This window comes from Streptomyces sp. Ru62 (genome assembly GCF_002920615.1).
Taxonomy (GTDB): domain Bacteria; phylum Actinomycetota; class Actinomycetes; order Streptomycetales; family Streptomycetaceae; genus Streptomyces.
In genome coordinates, this window is sequence record NZ_PQSU01000007.1 from 48,624 (window position 1) to 66,194 (window position 17,571).

Consider the following 17,571-nt stretch of genomic DNA (forward strand, 5'->3'; position numbering starts at 1 on the left):
CACTGCCCGACAATCACCAGCGTGACGTCGTCCTTCGAGTTCTCCACCTACCCCGCGCGCCTGTCCGACGCGGAGCGCGACCAGGCGCTGCGGGTGCTGCGCGACGGCGTCGCCATGGGCCGGCTCTCGCACGACACGTTCGTGCGCCGCATGGAACTGGCGCTCGCCGCGCGCCGCTCCGACGAACTCGCCGCCCTCGTCGCCGACCTGCCCCGGGAGAACCGCTTCTCCCGCGTGGTCCTCGGCACCGTGGAGGCCGTCTCCGGGTTCACGGTACGACTGCGGCGGGCCTGGCAGGCCGAGCGGCTGCCCAAGCTGCTGCTGCCGCATCCGGCGCACACCCATCTGCTGCGCATCGGCCGCGACCCCGCGAACGGGCTGCGCCTGAACCACGAGACCGTCTCCCGCGTGCACGCCGAACTCCGCCACCAGGGCGGCCTGTGGGTCCTCAGGGACCTGGGCTCGACCAACGGCACCACCGTCAACGGCCGCCGGGTGATCGGGGCCGTCGTCGTCCGCGAGGGTGACCAGGTCGCCTTCGGCAGGATGGTGTTCCGGCTCGCGGCGAGCTGAGTCCTGCCCGGCCGGTCCTGTTCGGACGGGCGCGCCGCCACGCGCGTGTGCGGTACCGATCGGGTGAGCCGCACTGCGGAAGGCGGGCCGCCGTGCCGATGCAACGGGGCATGACGTACATCACCAGAGCGGCAGCGGCGGCCGGTGCCCTGCTGACCGCGGCCGGCCTCCTCACCGCGGGTCCGGCCCAGGCGGCCTCCCGTGACGTCCTCCCGGGCAACTGGCTCCACCTCACGGTCACCAAGGGCGACGCCCGGTCCGGCGACACCCGCGACACGCTGCTGCTGTGCGACCCGCCCCAGGGCCATGCGCGCGCCTCCGAGGCCTGCGCGGAACTGGCCGCCGCCGGCGGTGCCATCGACCGCATCCCGGCCGAGCAGGTCTTCTGCCCGATGATCTTCGCCCCGGTGACGGTCCAGGCGCGCGGGCGGTGGGACGGGCGGTCGGTCGACTTCCGGGACACGTACACCAGCGTGTGCGTGATGCGGGCGCGGACGGGGTCGGTCTTCGCCCTGGACGGCTGACGGGCGGGGCGATGAGCAGGGGGCGGCGCGTTGGGGGGCGTGAGCCGACGCGGGTTCGGCGCGGGCGGCGCCCGGTGCACGCCCCCGTTCGCTCCGCGCGCGGGCTTGCACGCCTGCTCGGCGCGTCGGCTCAGGGCGCCCGCCTCCCTCGGCTCAGGGCGCCCGCCTCCCTCGGCTCAGGGCGTCCGGCCCCGCCATTCGGCTCAGGGCGCCCGCCTCCGCCCCTCGGCTCATGCCGCCAGTTCGGCGTGCCGACGGGCGCGGCTTCCCCGTGCGCCGGTTCCGCGTACCCGTGTCGCCCTCGGGTCACGCCGCCTGGTCGCGGGCCTGCTGGGCCGCCACCAGTACCGTCCGGGACTGGTGCTCCACCTGGTGCTCCAACGGCACCCAGCGGGCCCGGAAGCGTTCCGCGAAGGCGTCGCACCAGGTGGCCACGAGCTGTTCCAGACGCGGCGCCGCCCGGTCGTCCGCCTCCCGCAGCACCCGCAGCAGCATCGCCGCCGCCCGCAGCGGCAGTCGCCGTCCGAACGCGTCGACACTGCCGACGTACGCCATCGTCGTGCCCGCCGGGGACGTGTGGGTCCAGTCCTCCGCGAGGCCCGGGATCAGCTCCAGGGCCCACTGCGCGGCCCGCAGCAGTGGCCCGTCCGCGCCCTCCAGCCGGGGCAGCGCCTCGGCGAGGATCCGCTCGACCTCCCGGGAGTCCCGCAGCAGCCGCGTGGCCAGCCGCCGCATGGCCGCCGCCGGTGCCGGGTGCGGCGCCGGGTCGTCCACCAGGTCGCTGGCCCACATCGGCACCTCCACCACGGCCGTCAGACCGCCGTACCGGTGCGCGTGGTACCAGGTGCTGTGCCGGGCGTCGTCCGGCAGGCTCGGGTAGGCCACGCCCGTCTCCGGGCCGGGCATCACATGGACACCGGGACCGGAGGCCGGCCAGCCCGCCGCGTCCGAGGCCCCCGTCTCCACCGGGATGTGCAGCTGCGCCGCGGACTTGGCGAACGGCTCGGCGAGACCCGGCACGTCCTTGGTCAACTGCACCCAGCTCCCGCCCAGATCGGTGCCGTGCAGGGTCACCTGGAGATACGGGCGCAGTTCGTCGATGACCCCGGTCAGCGTCCGTGTCTCGGGCGGCAGCCGGTCCGGCGGCAGCACCGACGGCGACCACTCCGGCTGCTCCGCACCCGTCGGCCGGTAGAAGCCGAGGTGGTAGTCGAGCAGGCTGCGCGGCGCCGGGGTGACATGCAGACTCGCGCCGTCCGGGTCCGCGCACAGCAGGAAGTGCCAGGAGGTGTCCGCCCGCAACTCGCGTTCTGCCAGCACCCTTTCGGCGAGCACCCGCAGGGTGGAGCCGCCCGTCGGCTCGTTGGCGTGCGCGCCCGCCACCACGAGCACCGCGCGGCGGGCGTGTCCCACCGACAGCAGGTGCAAGGGTCTTCCCGCGCGCGAGACGCCCACCTGACGCAGCGCGCACAGCCCGGGTTCCTGAGCCGCCAACGCCTGAGCGGCGGCGACCAGTTCGGGAACGCTGGGATAGCGCAGCTCCGGCAGAGGACTCACCCCCGACTTGTCCGCCCGGCTTCGCACCTCCCAGTCCCCCACGCGAAGGGTGAACTGTCAAGCATCCGGCGGAGGAGGCTCCCGGGGGCGCCCGGACGCGAGGGCCCGCCCCCGCCGGGGCCCCCGCGTTCCGTGGGCTCACTGCTGGTGCAGGCCGCGTCCCGCGAGCGTCAGGAACACCTCGCCCACCGCCTCCGACAGGGTGGGGTGCGCGTGCACGTGCCGGGCCACGTCCGAGGGCTCGGCGTCCCAGCCGACGATCAGCTGGCTCTCGGCGATCATCTCCGACACGTTGGGGCCGACGAGGTGGACGCCGAGCACCTGCCCGCCGCCGGCCTCCGCCACGACCTTCACCATGCCGCCCTGGCCGTGCACCATCCCCTTGGCGACGGCGGTCAGCGGCATCGTGTTGACGTCGACCTCCTCCCCACGCGCGCGTGCCTCGGCCTCGCTCAGCCCCACCGAGGCGGTCTGCGGCGAGGAGTACGTCACCCGGGGCACGGCCGCGTAGTCGACCGGCGGCGACTCCAGCCCCGCCACGGTCTCGGCCACCAGCAGGCCTTCCGCGAACGAGGCGTGGGCGAGGCCGAGCGACGGCGGCGGCAGCAGGTCGCCGACGACGTGGACGCCGGGCACGGCCGTCTCCAGCCGGCTCCAGTCCGCCGGTACGACGAACCCCCGCTCGTCCGTCGTCAGCCCGGCCGCGTCCAGGCCGAGGCGCTCGGTGACGGGAGCCCGGCCGACGGCCACCAGCAGCCGCTCCACCGTCACCGTCCGGGTCTCTCCCCGGGCGGTGCGCACACGCGCGCGTACGCCGTTCTCCAGCAGCTCCGCGTCCAGCAGCCGCGCGCCCGCCTGGACGTCGATCCCGCGCTTCTTCAGACCGCGTGTCAGATGCCGGCTGACGTCGGCGTCCTCCAGCGGCACGATCCGGGCGGCGGCCTCCACCAGGGTGACCTGGGCGCCCATGGACCGGTGGAAGGAGGCGTACTCCACCCCGATCGCGCCCCCGCCCAGCACCAGGACCGATGCCGGGAGCCCCGGCGCGAACAGGGCGTCGTCGCTCGTCACCACGCGCCGTCCGTCCGGATCGAGTCCCGGGAGCGTGCGCGGGCGGGAGCCGGTCGCGAGGACGAGCGCACGGCGCGCGGTGAGATCGTGCACGCCGGGCGCACTCTCGGTACGCACGCCGGGCGAACCCTCCGTACGCACGCCCGGCGCACGGTTCGTACCCACGCTCTCCACCCGCACCGTACGTGCCCCGGTCAGCCGTGCGCTGCCCCGCACCACCCGCACGCCCGCGTGCGCGAGATGCGCCTCGACCCCCTTGTGGTTGCGCGCCACGATGTCGTCGCGCGTGGCCGTCAGCGCTCCCCAGTCGACGGAGTCCACGGTCGCCTTCACGCCCCAGCGCTCGCGGGCCTCGGCGATCCCGTCGACCAGCTCGGCGGCGTGCAGCATCGCCTTGCTGGGGATGCAGCCCCGGTGCAGGCACGTTCCGCCGACCTTGTCGCGCTCGACGAGGGTGACGTCCAGGCCCAGGCCGGCCGCGCGCAGGGCGGTGCTGTAACCGCCGGTGCCGCCGCCGACGACGATCACGTCGGATGTGGTGATGCCCGTGTCGATGGTCATGGCATCCACCCTCCGTCCACCCCTTGTCATGAGTCCAAGGCAATGTTCTTGTGGACTCCATGCACGATCTTCATGCCAGGGCGGGGAAGGGTCCGGGGACGTGAGCCTGCGCCAGATGGAGTACTTCGTGACGGTCGTCCGGGAGGCGTCGTTCACGCGCGCGGCGGACGCCCTGCACGTCACCCAGTCCGCGCTCTCCCACCAGATCAAGGCACTGGAGAAGTCGGTCGGCGGCGCACTGCTGGAGCGCCTTCCCCGGGGCGTGCGGCTCACCCCGATGGGCCGTGCCTTCCTGCCGCACGCCGAACTCGCCGTCCGCAGCGCTGCCCAGGCCCGCCGCGCCGCCCGCGCCACCGCCGGCGCCGAGGGCGGCGAGCTGCACATCGCGGCCCTGCACTCCATCGCGGTCGGCCCCCTGCCCGACGTCTTCGCCCGCTGGCGCGCGGCTCACCCCCGGGTCCTGCTGCGCCTGCACGAGTACGCCACCGCCGAGGCCCTGGAGGAGGCGGTGCAGCGCGGCACCGCCGACCTCGCCGTCGGCCCGGAGCCGGCCGGGCGGCCCGGCACCGTCGTGCCCGTCGGCGAGGAGGAGGTCGTCCTCGTCGTGCCCTTCGACGACCGGCTCGCGGGGCGTACGACGGTCACCCTCCCGGAACTCGCCGACCACGCCTGGATCCGCTGCGCCATGGAACCCGTCGTGCACGGCGAACGCTTCCTCGACCGGGCCTGCGGGAACGCCGGATTCCGGCCCCGCACCGCCGTGTGGACCGAGCACACCTCCACGGCCGTCCGCATGGCCGCCGCCGGCGTCGGGGTGTGCGCCGCGCCCGCCCACATCGTGCGCGGCGCCGTCGGCGAGGACTGCGTGGTCCTCACCCCCGACCCGCCCTGGAAGCGCCCCCTGACCGTCTACGCGCGCGTGCCGCCCACGGGCGCCGCCGCGGCCTTCATGGTCCTCCTGCGCGCCGCCTGGCCACCCCCGAGCTCCCACGGCCCGCACGAGGACTGCGAGCCGCCCGCGGCGTGACGGCGTGCGGGAAGCCGCGCGCAGGGGCAGCGGTGCGCCGGGCGGCTGCGCTCGGGGTGTGACCGAGACACGCGGCGGACTCGACCAGGCCGCCTGAACTGTGAGGTGCCTGGCTGTGACGCCCCTTCAGGGGGCCGGGCCGGTACACGCCAGAATCCTGCACCCCGGGCTGTTCTGCCGGCCGCAGAACTCCGGCCGGACCGGGCTCGACGATCACTACGGTCCAGACTCATGACAACGATCACGACGCGCACGGTCGAGTATCCGGCCGACGGTCTGACGATGACCGGGCACCTCGCGCTCCCGGCCGGTGCCGACCGCCGTCCCGCGGTGCTGCTCGGACCGGAGGGCATGGGGCTCAGCGACGTCGAGCGCCGCCGGGCCGACGCTCTCGCCGAGCTGGGATATGTGGCGCTGGCCTTCGACCTTCACGGCGGGCGCTATCTGGGTGACCCCGAGGAGATGCTGGCCCGTTGCATGCCGCTGCTCGCTGATCCCGACCGGATGCGGGGCATCGGTCATGCGGCGCTCGACGTGTTGCGCGCCGAACCGCGGACCGACCCCGACCGGATCGCCGCCGTCGGGTACGGCACCGGGGGCGCCATCGGGCTGGAACTCGGGCGCGACGGCGTCAACCTGCGCGCGATCGGGACGGTCAACGCGCTGACCACGGGCCGACCGGGCGAGGCGGCGCGCATTCGCTGCCCGGTGTGGGCCGGGGTCGGGTCGGAAGACCCGATCATGCCGCCCGCACAACGGGCCGCGTTCACCGCCGAGATGCAGGCCGCGGGCGTCGACTGGCGCCTCGTGGTCTACGGCGGCGCCTTGCACGCCTTCCACCACCCGCCGGTCGACCACCCCGTGGTCCCCGGCGTCGGCTACCACCCACGGCACGCGCAGCGAGCCTGGCGCGACGTCGTCGACCTGCTCTCCGAGTGCCTGCCCGTGACGGAGGATCCGGTCAGTCCGAGCTCGGCCACCCGCTGACCAGTGCTTACCGGTCGCCGCGGCACATTTCTGGCGTGTCGGCGTACGACCGCCCGCGCGCGGCCATCCGGAGGGCAACCCTCCGCCGAGCTGCCGCGCGCCCCACTCGCCCGCTGGGCCGGCCCGGCGCCCTCAGTCCTCCGCCACCCGTTCCAGCAGTGCCACCGGCAGTCGGTCCAGGAGCTCCGCCACGGAAGCCTGGCCGGTGAACTCCCGGCCCGGGACGAGGACGTCCGCCCAGCGGCCCGGCGGGAGCGGCAGACGGGTGTCCCGCCACCCGCCCGCCTCCGAGAGCCGCAGGGACAGCCGGGTCACCACCGTGACCACCGATCCGGAGCGGGCGAACGCCAGGCAGTGGTCGGCCGCCGGGCCCTCCGCCGTCAGCGGGTCGTACGACGCGCCCGCGCCGAAGGCCTCCGGGCGCCGGGCGCGCAGCCGCAGCGCCGCCGTCGTCAGCGCGTCCTTCTCGCCGGGCGCCTCCGGCGGGTACGCCACCGGCCGCCGGTTGTCCGGATCCACCAGCGCCCGGTACTCGCCCTCCGTGCCCTGGTACACGTCCGGCACCCCCGGCATCGTCAGATGGACCAGCGCGGTGCCGAGGACATTGGCCCGCACGTACGGCTCCAACGCCTTCCGGAACGCCGCCACGCGCTCGCCGGGCGGCCCGCACGGCCCGGCGGCGACGAAGGACGCCACCGCCTCCTCGTACGGCGGTTCCTGTTCCGTCCAGCTGGTGTACATGCCCGCCTCGCGCACATGCTTCAGCAGCGCCTGCTGGACCCGTTCCTCGTCGGCCGGTCCCAGCCCGAAGACCGTCTGCCAGGCCGCCCAGGCCAGCTGTCCGTCCGGTACGCCCTCCTCGGGCAGGGTCACCTCGGCGAGCAGTTCCGCCCAGCGGTCCGGGCACTCGGTGAGCACGGCCAGCGCGGCGCGCACGTCCGCGCTGCGCTTGGTGTCGTGCGTGGAGACGACCGTGCCGGTGAGCGGCCAATCGCGCTGCACGCGCGCGCAGTACGCGTGGAACTCCTCCGCGGACACCCCCGGGCTGCCCGGGTCGCCGCCCACCTCGGTCGCCGACAGCAGCGGCACGTAGCGGTAGAACGCCGTGTCCTCCACTGACTTGGCACGCAGCGCCGACGCGGTCTGCGCGAACCGGGTGCGGAACTCCACCCGGTCGGCGTGGTCCGGCGCCGACGGGTCACCGGGCGGCTCGACCAGCAGCCGGCGCACGACGCCGACGGCCTCGGCCTCCTCGGGCACCACGAAGGCCAGCCGGGCCTCCTCGGCGGCCCCCTCGGTGATCACGGCAGACGCGTCACCGGAGGCGTACGGCCGGTAGACCCGCATCCGGACGAGCAGCTCCTCCACGGCCGTCCGCAGTGCCCAGGGCGCGCGGTCGCGCAGCGAGAGGTCGGGCGAGGCGGCGCACAGCCGGGCCGCCACCCGGGTGAGCCGGTCCGTCTCGGTGGCCAGCTCGTGCGTGAGCACCTTGTACGCCGCCCGCCGGACCGTGGCCTCCCAGTTGCCGCCCCGGTCGGTCTGCGGGGCCGCGAAGGCCCGGTAGCGGCCCAGCAGTTCGTACGCCCCGGTACGGTCCGTGAACAGGCCGTCGACGTGCCGCAGGGCGTCGTAGCCCGTGGTGCCCGCGACGGGCCAGGAGGCCGGCAGGTGCTCGCCGTCGGCCAGGATCTTCTCCACGACCGTCCAGCGCCCGCCGGTCGCCTCGTGCAGCCGCGCGAGGTAGCCGTCGGGGTCGGCGAGCCCGTCGGGATGGTCGATCCGCAGCCCGTCGAACACGCCCTCCGCCAGCAGCCGCAGGATCGTGCCGTGCGTGGCGTCGAAGACCTCCGGGTCCTCCACCCGCACCCCGATCAGCTCCGAGATGCTGAAGAACCGCCGGTAGTTCAGCTCGGTGCGGGCCAGCCGCCACCACACCGGGCGGTACCACTGGGCGTCCAGCAGCCGGGGCAGCGGCAGGTGCTCGGTGCCGGGGCGGAGCGGGAAGGCGTGGTCGTGGTAACGCAGCACATCACCGTCGACCACCAGGTGCGCCGCCTCGGAGCCGACCGGGCCGCCGAGCACCGGCAGCAGCACCCGGCCGCCCTGCGCCTTCCAGTCGATGTCGAACCAGCGCGCGTACGGCGAGTCGGGTCCCTCGCGCAGCACCTCCCACAGGGCGGGGTTGTGCCGGGGCGCCAGTGCCATGTGGTTCGGCACGATGTCCACCACCAGGCCGAGGCCGTGCTCGTGCGCCGTGCGCGCCAGCGCGCGCAACCCCTCCTCGCCGCCCAGCTCCGCACGCACGCGCGTGTGATCCACGACGTCGTAACCGTGCGCGGAGCCCGGGACGGCCTCCAGGACGGGGGACAGGTGCAGGTGCGAGACGCCGAGCGACGCCAGGTACGGTACGGCCGCTTCGGCGGCGGCGAACGGGAACGCGGGCTGGAGCTGCAGCCGGTAGGTGGCCGTGGGCACCCCCGGTCCGGGTCGCGCAGAAGTCATGGGAAGCTACGTACCCCGCTCGCCGTCTTTCGTGTCATCGACCTGTGCCCGGATCACGCACGCGTGTCCGGCGCCGAGCGCTGGGGGCGGCGGGGAAGCGGGGGCGGTGCGGTCCGTGGGACGCCCTCCGCCGGGTGACCGGCCTGCCGGGACCGCTGCTGCCGCGCGGGTCCCTCCCGGGGCGGCTGCCGGCGACGGCCGTCCGGTTCGGCCGTGTGCCGCCGTCCGCCCGCCCCGGCGGTTCCCCGGCACGGTCCGGCCGACCGGTGGCGGCCCCGCGTTGGGCCAGGTGGCCCGGGGGCTCCTGGCGGGGTGGCTCGCGGACCGGCACGGCCCGGCCGACCGGTGGCGCGCCCGCGTTGGGCCAGGTGGCCGGGGGACCGCCGGTGGGGCGGCTCGCGCACCGGCACGGGCAGCGGAGGGCGGTGCTCGCCGACGCGCCCGCCGTGGCCTCTCTCGTCGCCGGGTACGTCACCGGGCAGCCTGCGCCCGTCCTGGCCCCCGGGGGCCGCCGTGGGCGCCATCGCGGCCCTCGCGGGCACGCCGGCACGCACGCGGCGGGCCTGCCGCGGAGTGCCACCGGTGCCACCGGTGCCGCCAGTGCCACCGGTGCCGCCGCGCCGCCCAGCGCGTGAGCCGGATGGCCGAGCACCGCGGCCAGGCCGCCGAGTGCCAGGCCGAGGACGCCGTGTCCGCTCTCCACCGGACAGCCACGGCCCCCACGCCCCAGGCGGACGCGGCGGCAGCCCGCGTGCACCCCGGCGTCATGGGCGCTCCTGCCTCACCCGAGGCGGCCCGCGCGGAAGCGATGCCCGAGCCGCCCGGCCCCGCCCATGCGGACCGGGGCAGCGCACGCGTACAGCGCCTACGCCGGCCACGCGCGCGTACAGCGCCTACGCCGGCCACCCCGCGCCTACGTCCCGCGCACCCGACACGCGCGCAGGGGCACAGGCGAGCGACCCCTACGCGCGCGTGAGTGAGACGGCTGTCCGCGGTGCGCGAACCTCACGACCGCTAGGCCGGCCGTTGCAGCACCGTCAAGCTACGGTCCGGCAGGGTGATGCGGTCACCGGCCGCCACCTTCGCGCCCGCTCCCGGTGGGACCCCTTCCGGGCGGGCCGTGTCGACGACCACCTGCCACTGGCGGCCGTGGTCGACCGGCACCAGGAAGTCCAGCGGCTCGGGGGAGGCGTTGAACATCAGCAGGAAGGAGTCGTCGGTGATGCGCTCGCCGCGTGGGCCGGGCTCGGAGATGGCGTTGCCGTTCAGGAACACGGTCAGCGCGGACGCCTGCGCCGAGGTCCAGTCCCGCTGCGTCATCTCCCCGCCCTCGGGGGTGAACCAGGCGATGTCGGACAGCTCGTCGTGGGTGCCCTCCACCGGACGGCCGTGGAAGAAGCGGCGCCGGCGCAGGACGGGATGGTCGCGGCGCAGCCACACCATCGCGCGCGTGAACTCCAGCAGGTCGCTCTCCAGGGACTCCGGCCAGTCCACCCAGGACAGCTCGTTGTCCTGGCAGTAGGCGTTGTTGTTGCCGCGCTGGGTGCGCGCGAACTCGTCGCCGTGGCTGATCATCGGCACGCCCTGGGACAGCATCAGCGTGGCGATGAAGTTCCTCATCTGCCGTGCGCGCAGCCGCAGCACCTCCGGGTCGTCGGTCTCCCCCTCCGCCCCGCAGTTCCACGACCGGTTGTGGCTCTCGCCGTCCCGGTTGTCCTCGCCGTTCGCGTCGTTGTGCTTCTCGTTGTACGACACTAGGTCGTGCAGCGTGAATCCGTCGTGGCAGGTGACGAAGTTGATCGAGGCCAGCGGGCGGCGGCCGTCGTCCTGGTAGAGGTCGGAGGAACCGGTCAGCCGGGAGGCGAACTCGGCGAGCGTGCGCGGCTCGCCCCGCCACAGGTCCCGGACCGTGTCCCGGTACTTGCCGTTCCACTCGGTCCACAACGGCGGGAAGTTGCCCACCTGGTATCCGCCCTCGCCCACGTCCCACGGCTCGGCGATCAGCTTCACCTGCGAGACGACCGGGTCCTGCTGCACCAGGTCGAAGAACGACGACAGCCGGTCCACCTCGTGGAACTGCCGGGCGAGGGTCGCCGCGAGGTCGAAGCGGAAGCCGTCGACGTGCATGTCGGTGACCCAGTACCGCAGCGAGTCCATGATCAGCTGGAGCACGTGCGGGGACCGCATGAGCAGCGAGTTCCCGGTGCCCGTGGTGTCCATGTAGTAGCGCGGGTCCTCCGTCAGCCGGTAGTACGACGGGTTGTCGATGCCCTTGAAGGACAGCGTCGGACCCAGGTGGTTGCCCTCGGCGGTGTGGTTGTAGACCACGTCCAGGATGACCTCGATCCCGGCCTCGTGCAGCGCCCGGACCGCCGACTTGAACTCCAGCACCTGCTGGCCGCGGTCGCCCCAGGAGGCGTACGCGTTGTGCGGGGCGAAGAAGCCGATGGTGTTGTAGCCCCAGTAGTTGTTCAAGCCCATGTCGACCAACCGGTGGTCGTTCACGAACTGGTGTACGGGCATCAGTTCGAGCGCGGTCACCCCGAGCTTGGTCAGGTGCTCGATGATCGCCGGGTGGGCGAGGGCCGCGTAGGTGCCGCGCAGCTCCTCCGGGAGTCCCGGGTGACGCATGGTCAGGCCCTTGACATGGGCCTCGTAGATCACCGTGTGGTGGTACTCGGTGCGCGGCGGGCGGTCGTCACCCCAGTCGAAGTAGGGATTGATCACCACCGACGTCATGGTGTGCGGCGCCGAGTCCAGGTCGTTGCGCCTCTCGGGCGCGCCGAAGTGGTAGCCGTACACCTCCTCGCCCCACCGGACCGACCCGCTGATCGCCTTCGCGTACGGGTCGAGCAGCAGCTTCGCGGAGTTGCAGCGCAGCCCGCGTCCGGGGTCGTACGGGCCGTGCACCCGGAACCCGTACCGCTGTCCCGGCATCACGCCCGGCACGTACGCGTGCCGCACGAACGCGTCGCTCTCGCGCAGTTCCACCGCCGTCTCCGAGCCGTCGTCGTGCAACAGACACAGCTCTACTCGGTCCGCGGCCTCCGTGAAGACCGCGAAGTTGGTTCCGGCGCCGTCATAGGTGGCGCCGAGCGGATACGCCTCTCCAGGCCAGACCTGCATGGATACGACTCTCCCAGGTGTGCCGTCCGCCGTGGGCCGCCTTGGCCCCGAGTCTCGTCCGAAAGTGAGGCAACCTCCCGTGGCTCGCCCGCCCTCTTATCCAGTGACCAGTGCGCACGGCGGTTCTGGTACCCGCCGTACGCCGAACCAGCGGGGCAGATACGTACTCCCGGGGACCAGGGGGAGTAGGGGGAGAATGTGCGTGAGACAGTCCACCGCCATCTGGGCAAAGTACTGACCGGTGCGGCCCTCGCGGCGGCGGGGACCGCCGCGATGGTCGCGGTCACCTTGCCGGGCACGGCGGGAGCGGACGAATCCGGAGGGGCCGGCGGCGGCACGCGGGCCGCGCGGCAGGCCGGGCAGGACCCGGACGCCGCGCCGCCCGGCGTCGTGGAGCAGGCACCGGCCGAGGAGAAGCAGGGCACGGGCCGTGACCCGCTCACCGACGACGAGTTGCGGCGGGTCGAGAAGATAGCCGCGGCGGGACGGCTTTCGGCCACGGCCCGGGACGTCGACGGCGACCGCGGACCGCAGCGGCTGAGCGTCGACCTCGCCGAGCCGGAGGCCGCGGAGGCGGACGACCCGGACGCGCCCCGGCGCGCGGACGTGGCCTTCTACGACTACGAGAACGACACACTCGTCACCAGGACCGTCAACCTGAGGACCGGGGAGGTCGAGCGGACCGGCACCCAGCGCGGCGTCCAGCCGCCGCCAAGCCGCGCCGAGAACGCCGAGGCGGCCCGCATCCTGATCGCCGGCCCGCTGGGCGCGGGACTCAGGGCGGACTACAAGGACGCCACCGGCAAGGAACTCGCCTCACCGGACCAACTGGAGCTGAGCGGAGGGATCTACGAGGCCTCGCCCGGCGCCCAGCCCGCGGTGCTCGACAAGTGCGGCGTCCACCGGTGCGTGCGGCTGTTCTCCAAGGTGCGCAACGGTCCGTGGATCGACACCAGGGACCTCGTGATCGACCTGAGCGCCCGCAAGACCGCCGCCCTCGACCGCGGCTGACCGGCCGCCGCCCGACCTTCACACCCGTACTCCGGTAAGGGAGTCACCTCTTCATGCCCGAGAAGCACCTGTCCGGCGCGGTCCGGCCGCGAGGCCTCGGCCGCGCCGCCCGCACGACCGCAGCCGTCGGCGTGTCCCTGGCCGCGCTGGCCGCCGGCGCGACGACCCTCGCCGGTCCGGCCGCGGCCCGGCCGGGGACCGCCCCGGCCGCGGCGGCCCCCGGCTGCAGCACCGCCTACACGATCGAACAGAAGCTCACCACCGGCACGACCTGGCGGATGTGCTGGCGCTACGACAGCAAGGCCGGCCTCGTCCTGGAGAACATCTCCTACCAGCCCAAGGGCGAGGCCAAGCCGATCAAGGTCCTCAACAGCGCCAGACTCGGCCAGATCCACGTCCCGTACGACGACGGGAAGCACGAGTACTACGACCTGACGGGCCAGGACTTCGCCCAGGAGCTGATGGAGCTGTCGCCCGGCGAGTGTCCCGGCGGCACCATCAAGACCGTCAAGGTCCCGGACGGCGACCCGCGCCACCCGAACGTCAAGGGCCTGTGCACGACCACCCGTTCGCGTGGCCACGCCTACCGGATGCACGACCTGTTCCAGTCGGGCAGGACCTACCAGCAGCAGGGCAAGGACCTGCTGGTCTACACGGTCAACCAGGTCGGCTGGTACGAGTACATCACCGAGTGGCGCTTCCAGGACGACGGCACGATCAACATGAACGTCGGCGCGACCGGCAGCCTCTCCTTCGAGGACTACAACGCCCAGGACGGACGCGGCTGGCCCATCGGCAAGGGTGCCCGGGACTACGCCACCAGCCACAGTCACAACGTCTTCTGGCGGCTCGACTTCGGCCTCGACGGCTCGTCGAAGACGAAGGTCGAGCAGTACGACTCCACCGTCAGCGCCCCCGCCGGACGGGAGGGCCCGACCGCCAGGACCACCCGCACCAAGATCGGCAAGGAACTCGCGGGCGACTACAAGACCTACCGCTGGTGGCGGGTGGTCAGCGCCACCGGCAAGAACAAGGACGGCCACGCCCGTTCCTACGAGCTGGTCCCCGGGCCGACCACCAAGTACCCGGGCCGCAGCTTCACCAAGCACGACATGTACGTCACCGAGTACGACAAGTGCGAGCTGTTCGCCAGCAACAACCCGACGTGCGCGACCGGCCACCCGAAGTCGGTCGACAAGTGGGTGGGCGGCCAGGCCCTCACACACCCCGTGGTCTGGGTGAACGTCGGTTTCCACCACATCGCCCGGGACGAGGACCAGCAGCCCATGCCGGTGCACTGGCAGGGCTTCTCCATCGCCCCGCGGGACGTCACGGCTATGAATCCGCTCACTCCGAAGGAGCTGGCATGGGAGAACGGACACTGGGAATGGCGTAGTTGAGCACAGCAGCCGGGAAACCGGACCTGTCCATCCGGCTGCACCGCCGACCGCTCGCGGAGTACCCTTCCTTGATCGTTGAGACGGGAAAGGCCCGGGGGAGCGGAAGGCGGTGCACGGGTGGGCTCGGGAGGGCTGGAGCTGCCTCCTGGTGACGAGGGTCACGAGGGGAACTCCACAGACGTCCCGCCCGGCGCGGTGTCCCTGGCCCGGCCGATGGACGCGGGTTCCATCGGTCCGGAGCTGGACTGGGACGCCGACGCCTGGCGCGAGGTGCGCACCCGCGCCCAGCGGGCCGGCCGGGCCTACATCTGGCTGAACCTCGTCGAACAGCGGCTGCGCGCGGTCGTGGCGGCCGTGCTGCGGCCCATCTACGAACCCGTCCACGGCGACGAGTGGGTGGTGGCGGCGGCCGGGCCGGCCGGGCAGGAGTGGGTGCAGCGCGCGGTCGCCGTCCGCGAGGTCAGCCGCCGCAAGGGCTACTTGCTCGACCCGGCCGACGACAACGTGCTCAGCTTCCTCACCCTCCCCCAGCTGCGCGAGCTGGTGGTGCAGCACTGGCCGTGTTTCGAGCCGTACTTCGACGAGCGCCGGGACCTCGAACTCGCCCTGGACGAGCTGGAGGTCACCCGCAACGTGGTCTCCCGCAACCGGGCCCTGTCCGAGGCGGTCCTCAGCCAGGCCGAACGGGCCTCCGCCCGGCTGCTGGAGATGCTCGGCGCGGGCGGTGACGTCCCCTCGGCGCGCCGGCTGCCCGTCGACGCGGTCGAGGACCTGGTCGGCGACCGGTACGCCGACGTCGTCGCCGTCCACGCCGACCGGGTGCGGCTGCTGCGCCAGTTCCCGGCCGAGGACATCTTCGGTGGCGCCCGCCGGCTCGACGCCATCGGCATCGGTCTGAACCTGCTGGTGCAGAACTTCTCCGGGCGGCGCCTGGTCCGGCTCGCGGAGAGCGGCTGCCGGGTACGGCTGCTCTTCCTCAACCCGGCCTCCAGCTCGGTCAAGCGCCGCGAACGCGAACTCGGGATGAAACGGGGCGAACTGAGCCGCTCGGTGGAGATGAACATCCTGCACATGCGCCGGGTGCGGTCCCGGCTGCGCGACCCGGGCGCGTTCGAGATCCAGGTGTACGACGAGACGCCCCGCTTCACCGCCTACCTGGTGGACGGCGACGGTGCCGACGGCGTCGCCGTGGTGCAGTCCTATCTGCGCGGGGCGCGGGGGATGGAGTCGCCGGTGCTGGTGCTGCGCAACGGCAGCCGGCTGGTCAAGTCGGATGATGTGGGTGAAGTCGGACTCTTCCCGACATACCGCGAGGAATTCGAGCTGGCCTGGGCGGATTCGCGCCCGGTGTCCTGAACGGCCGGGACCGGGTGTGGGGTCGGGTGCGGCGGCGGGTTGCGGGGCCGGGTGCGGGCCGGTCCGGGGCCCGGAAGCGGAACGCTGTCGTCTGATTGTCAGTGCCGCGTGCGATGGTGGAGGCCACTGGGGGAAAGCACCACCAAGAAGGGGGGCCGCCCATGGGCTGGCACCGGGAGCTGCTGATCGGCTTCGACCTGGAGACGACCGGGACCGATCCGCGCGAGGCGCGCATCGTCACGGGCGCCGTGATCGAGGTCAAGGCCGGTGAGCCCATGGGGCGCCGGGAATGGCTGGCCGATCCGGGCGTGGAGATCCCGGCCGACGCGGTCGCCGTGCACGGCATCAGCAACGAACGCGCGACGGCCGAGGGCCGCCCGGCCGACCAGGTGGCCGACGCCATCGCCGAGGTCCTGGTGTCGTACTGGAAGGCGGGCGTTCCGGTCGTCGCCTACAACGCGGCGTTCGACCTCACGCTGCTCTCGGCGGAACTGCGGCGGTACGGTCTGCCGTCCCTGACCGACCGGCTGGACGGTACCCACCCCGCCCCGGTCGTCGACCCGTACACCATCGACCGCTGGGTCGACCGCTACCGCCGAGGCAAACGGAACCTGGAGGCGGTCTGCGCCGAGTACGGCATAGTCCTCGGCGCGGCCCACAACGCCACCGCCGACGCCCTCGCCGCGGCGCGGCTCGCGTCCGCGATAGCCGACCGTCACCCGAAGATAGCGTCCCTGGGCCCGGCGGAACTGCACCGCCGTCAGATCGAGTGGTACGCGCAGTGGGCGGCGGACTTCCAGGCGTTCCTGCGGCGCAAGGGGGAGGCGGACGCGGTGGTCGACGGCAGGTGGCCGCTCAGGGAACTGACCGAGGGCCAGCCCGCCTAGCCGTTCCGGTCCGCGGCGCGTCGTGGCGGGCAGCGGGGTCGATCGTCGCGCCCGGCCGGGTCCGGCGGGCACCCTCAGAAGGGATACCACCGCACCGTCGCGTCCCCGTCCCGCAGCGACGCCACCCGGCGCCGGAACTCGGCCAGCGCCTTGGGGTTGGACGGCGCGTGCTGGGCCACCCACGCGCAGCTCGCCGTCTCCCGGGCGCCCCGCAGAACCGCGCAGCCCTCCCACTCCCGCACATCCCACCCGTACGCCTCGGTGAAGGAGTCGTACGCCTCGGCGGGCAGCCCGTACCGGTCGCGGGAGAGAGCCATGACGACCAGGTCGTGCTCGCGCAGATCGGCGGAGAAGGTCTCCAGGTCGACCAGGACCGGCCCGTCCGGCCCGACGTGCACATTGCGGGGCAGCGCGTCCCCGTGGATCGGTCCCGGCGTCAGACGCGGTGTGAGCGCCGCCGCCTCGGCGGCGAAGCCGTCGCGGCGCGCACGGAGGAAGGCCGCGTCCTCGGCGTCGATCGCGTCGCCCGCGAGTCGCAGCCAGCGTTCCACGCCGCCCAGCAGATCGCGGGGCGGCAACCCGAAGGGAGGAGAGGGCAGTGCGTGCACCCCGCGCAGCAGGACGGCCAGATCCCGCGGCTCGGCCGGCCGTACGGGATCCGGCAGCCGGTGCCACACGGTCACCGGGTGACCGTCCACCAGCAGCGGCTTCGGCTCGGCCGCCCGAACCGCGGGCACGTCCGCCTCGGCCAGCCAGCCCGCGACGGCCAGCTCGCGCTCGGCCCGCCCCAGCAGCTCCGCGTCCCGGCCCACCTTCACCACCAGGTCGCCGGCCGCGAACACCGCGTTCTCCCCGAGGGCCAGGAGCCGTGCGTCCCGGGCCGGATCCGGCAGCACTCCCGCCGCGGCCAGTACGTCCCGCGCGCGTGCCTCGTCCATCGTCCTGCCTCCGTGCCGTCTTCCCGTGCCGTGTCTGTCCGGTCCTCGGCC

General features: G+C 73.6%; 13 protein-coding genes. 8 read left to right on the forward strand and 5 right to left on the reverse strand.

All coding sequences use genetic code 11. From position 1 onward, the window contains the following. Window positions 1-21 precede the first annotated feature (21 nt). Both C3492_RS11355 and C3492_RS11360 read left to right on the forward strand, forming a co-directional pair. Window positions 22-573 (forward strand): DUF1707 and FHA domain-containing protein, encoded by a 552-nt coding sequence (locus tag C3492_RS11355; RefSeq protein WP_103811619.1) that lies wholly within the window; start codon window positions 22-24, stop codon window positions 571-573. A gap of 110 nt (window positions 574-683) precedes the next feature. Further along, window positions 684-1,097 (forward strand): SSI family serine proteinase inhibitor, encoded by a 414-nt coding sequence (locus C3492_RS11360; RefSeq protein WP_181140319.1) that lies wholly within the window; start codon window positions 684-686, stop codon window positions 1,095-1,097. A 306-nt stretch (window positions 1,098-1,403) separates the two neighbouring features. Here the strand turns inward: C3492_RS11360 and C3492_RS11365 are convergent, their stop codons facing one another. Beyond that, entirely contained in the window at window positions 1,404-2,654 is a 1,251-nt protein-coding gene (locus C3492_RS11365; RefSeq protein ID WP_103811621.1) for a M14 family zinc carboxypeptidase, read from the reverse strand. 138 nt (window positions 2,655-2,792) lie between these two features. Beyond that, window positions 2,793-4,286, reverse strand: coding sequence for a dihydrolipoyl dehydrogenase (gene lpdA / locus C3492_RS11370; RefSeq protein ID WP_103811622.1), 1,494 nt, complete (start codon window positions 4,284-4,286; stop codon window positions 2,793-2,795). A 100-nt stretch (window positions 4,287-4,386) separates the two neighbouring features. Between lpdA and C3492_RS11375 the strand changes: the two genes are divergently transcribed. Both C3492_RS11375 and C3492_RS11380 read left to right on the forward strand, forming a co-directional pair. After that, entirely contained in the window at window positions 4,387-5,313 is a 927-nt protein-coding gene (locus tag C3492_RS11375; RefSeq protein ID WP_103811623.1) for a LysR family transcriptional regulator, read from the forward strand. 231 nt (window positions 5,314-5,544) lie between these two features. Then, window positions 5,545-6,300: a dienelactone hydrolase family protein gene (locus C3492_RS11380; RefSeq protein WP_103811624.1), complete on the forward strand. Its 756-nt coding sequence runs from the start codon at window positions 5,545-5,547 to the stop codon at window positions 6,298-6,300. A gap of 132 nt (window positions 6,301-6,432) precedes the next feature. Here C3492_RS11380 and treY read toward each other — a convergent pair whose 3' ends face one another. Then, window positions 6,433-8,802 carry a malto-oligosyltrehalose synthase gene (treY, locus tag C3492_RS11385; protein ID WP_181140320.1) on the reverse strand — a complete coding sequence of 790 codons (2,370 nt, stop codon included), beginning with the start codon at window positions 8,800-8,802 and terminating at the stop codon, window positions 6,433-6,435. A 1,014-nt stretch (window positions 8,803-9,816) separates the two neighbouring features. Then, window positions 9,817-11,928, reverse strand: a complete 2,112-nt coding sequence (gene glgX / locus C3492_RS11390; protein WP_103811626.1) for a glycogen debranching protein GlgX — start codon at window positions 11,926-11,928, stop codon at window positions 9,817-9,819. A gap of 198 nt (window positions 11,929-12,126) precedes the next feature. Here glgX and C3492_RS11400 point away from each other — a divergent pair, with 198 nt between their 5' ends. The 4 genes from C3492_RS11400 (at window position 12,127) to C3492_RS11415 (ending at window position 16,582) form a co-directional block, all read left to right on the forward strand. Continuing rightward, window positions 12,127-12,939 carry a Tat pathway signal sequence domain protein gene (locus C3492_RS11400; protein ID WP_103811627.1) on the forward strand — a complete coding sequence of 271 codons (813 nt, stop codon included), beginning with the start codon at window positions 12,127-12,129 and terminating at the stop codon, window positions 12,937-12,939. A gap of 53 nt (window positions 12,940-12,992) precedes the next feature. Beyond that, window positions 12,993-14,339, forward strand: coding sequence for a copper amine oxidase (locus tag C3492_RS11405; RefSeq protein ID WP_103811628.1), 1,347 nt, complete (start codon window positions 12,993-12,995; stop codon window positions 14,337-14,339). A 117-nt stretch (window positions 14,340-14,456) separates the two neighbouring features. Continuing rightward, window positions 14,457-15,695, forward strand: coding sequence for an SAV2148 family HEPN domain-containing protein (locus tag C3492_RS11410; RefSeq protein WP_103811629.1), 1,239 nt, complete (start codon window positions 14,457-14,459; stop codon window positions 15,693-15,695). Between the two features lie 161 nt (window positions 15,696-15,856). Next, a complete protein-coding gene (locus tag C3492_RS11415) occupies window positions 15,857-16,582 on the forward strand; it encodes a 3'-5' exonuclease (RefSeq protein ID WP_103811630.1) in 726 nt (241 codons plus the stop codon). A gap of 74 nt (window positions 16,583-16,656) precedes the next feature. On the opposite strand, the gene C3492_RS11420 is transcribed toward C3492_RS11415, so the two are convergent. Then, complete coding sequence (locus C3492_RS11420) at window positions 16,657-17,520, reverse strand: phosphotransferase enzyme family protein (RefSeq protein ID WP_103811631.1); 864 nt, start codon at window positions 17,518-17,520, stop codon at window positions 16,657-16,659. Window positions 17,521-17,571 lie beyond the last annotated feature (51 nt).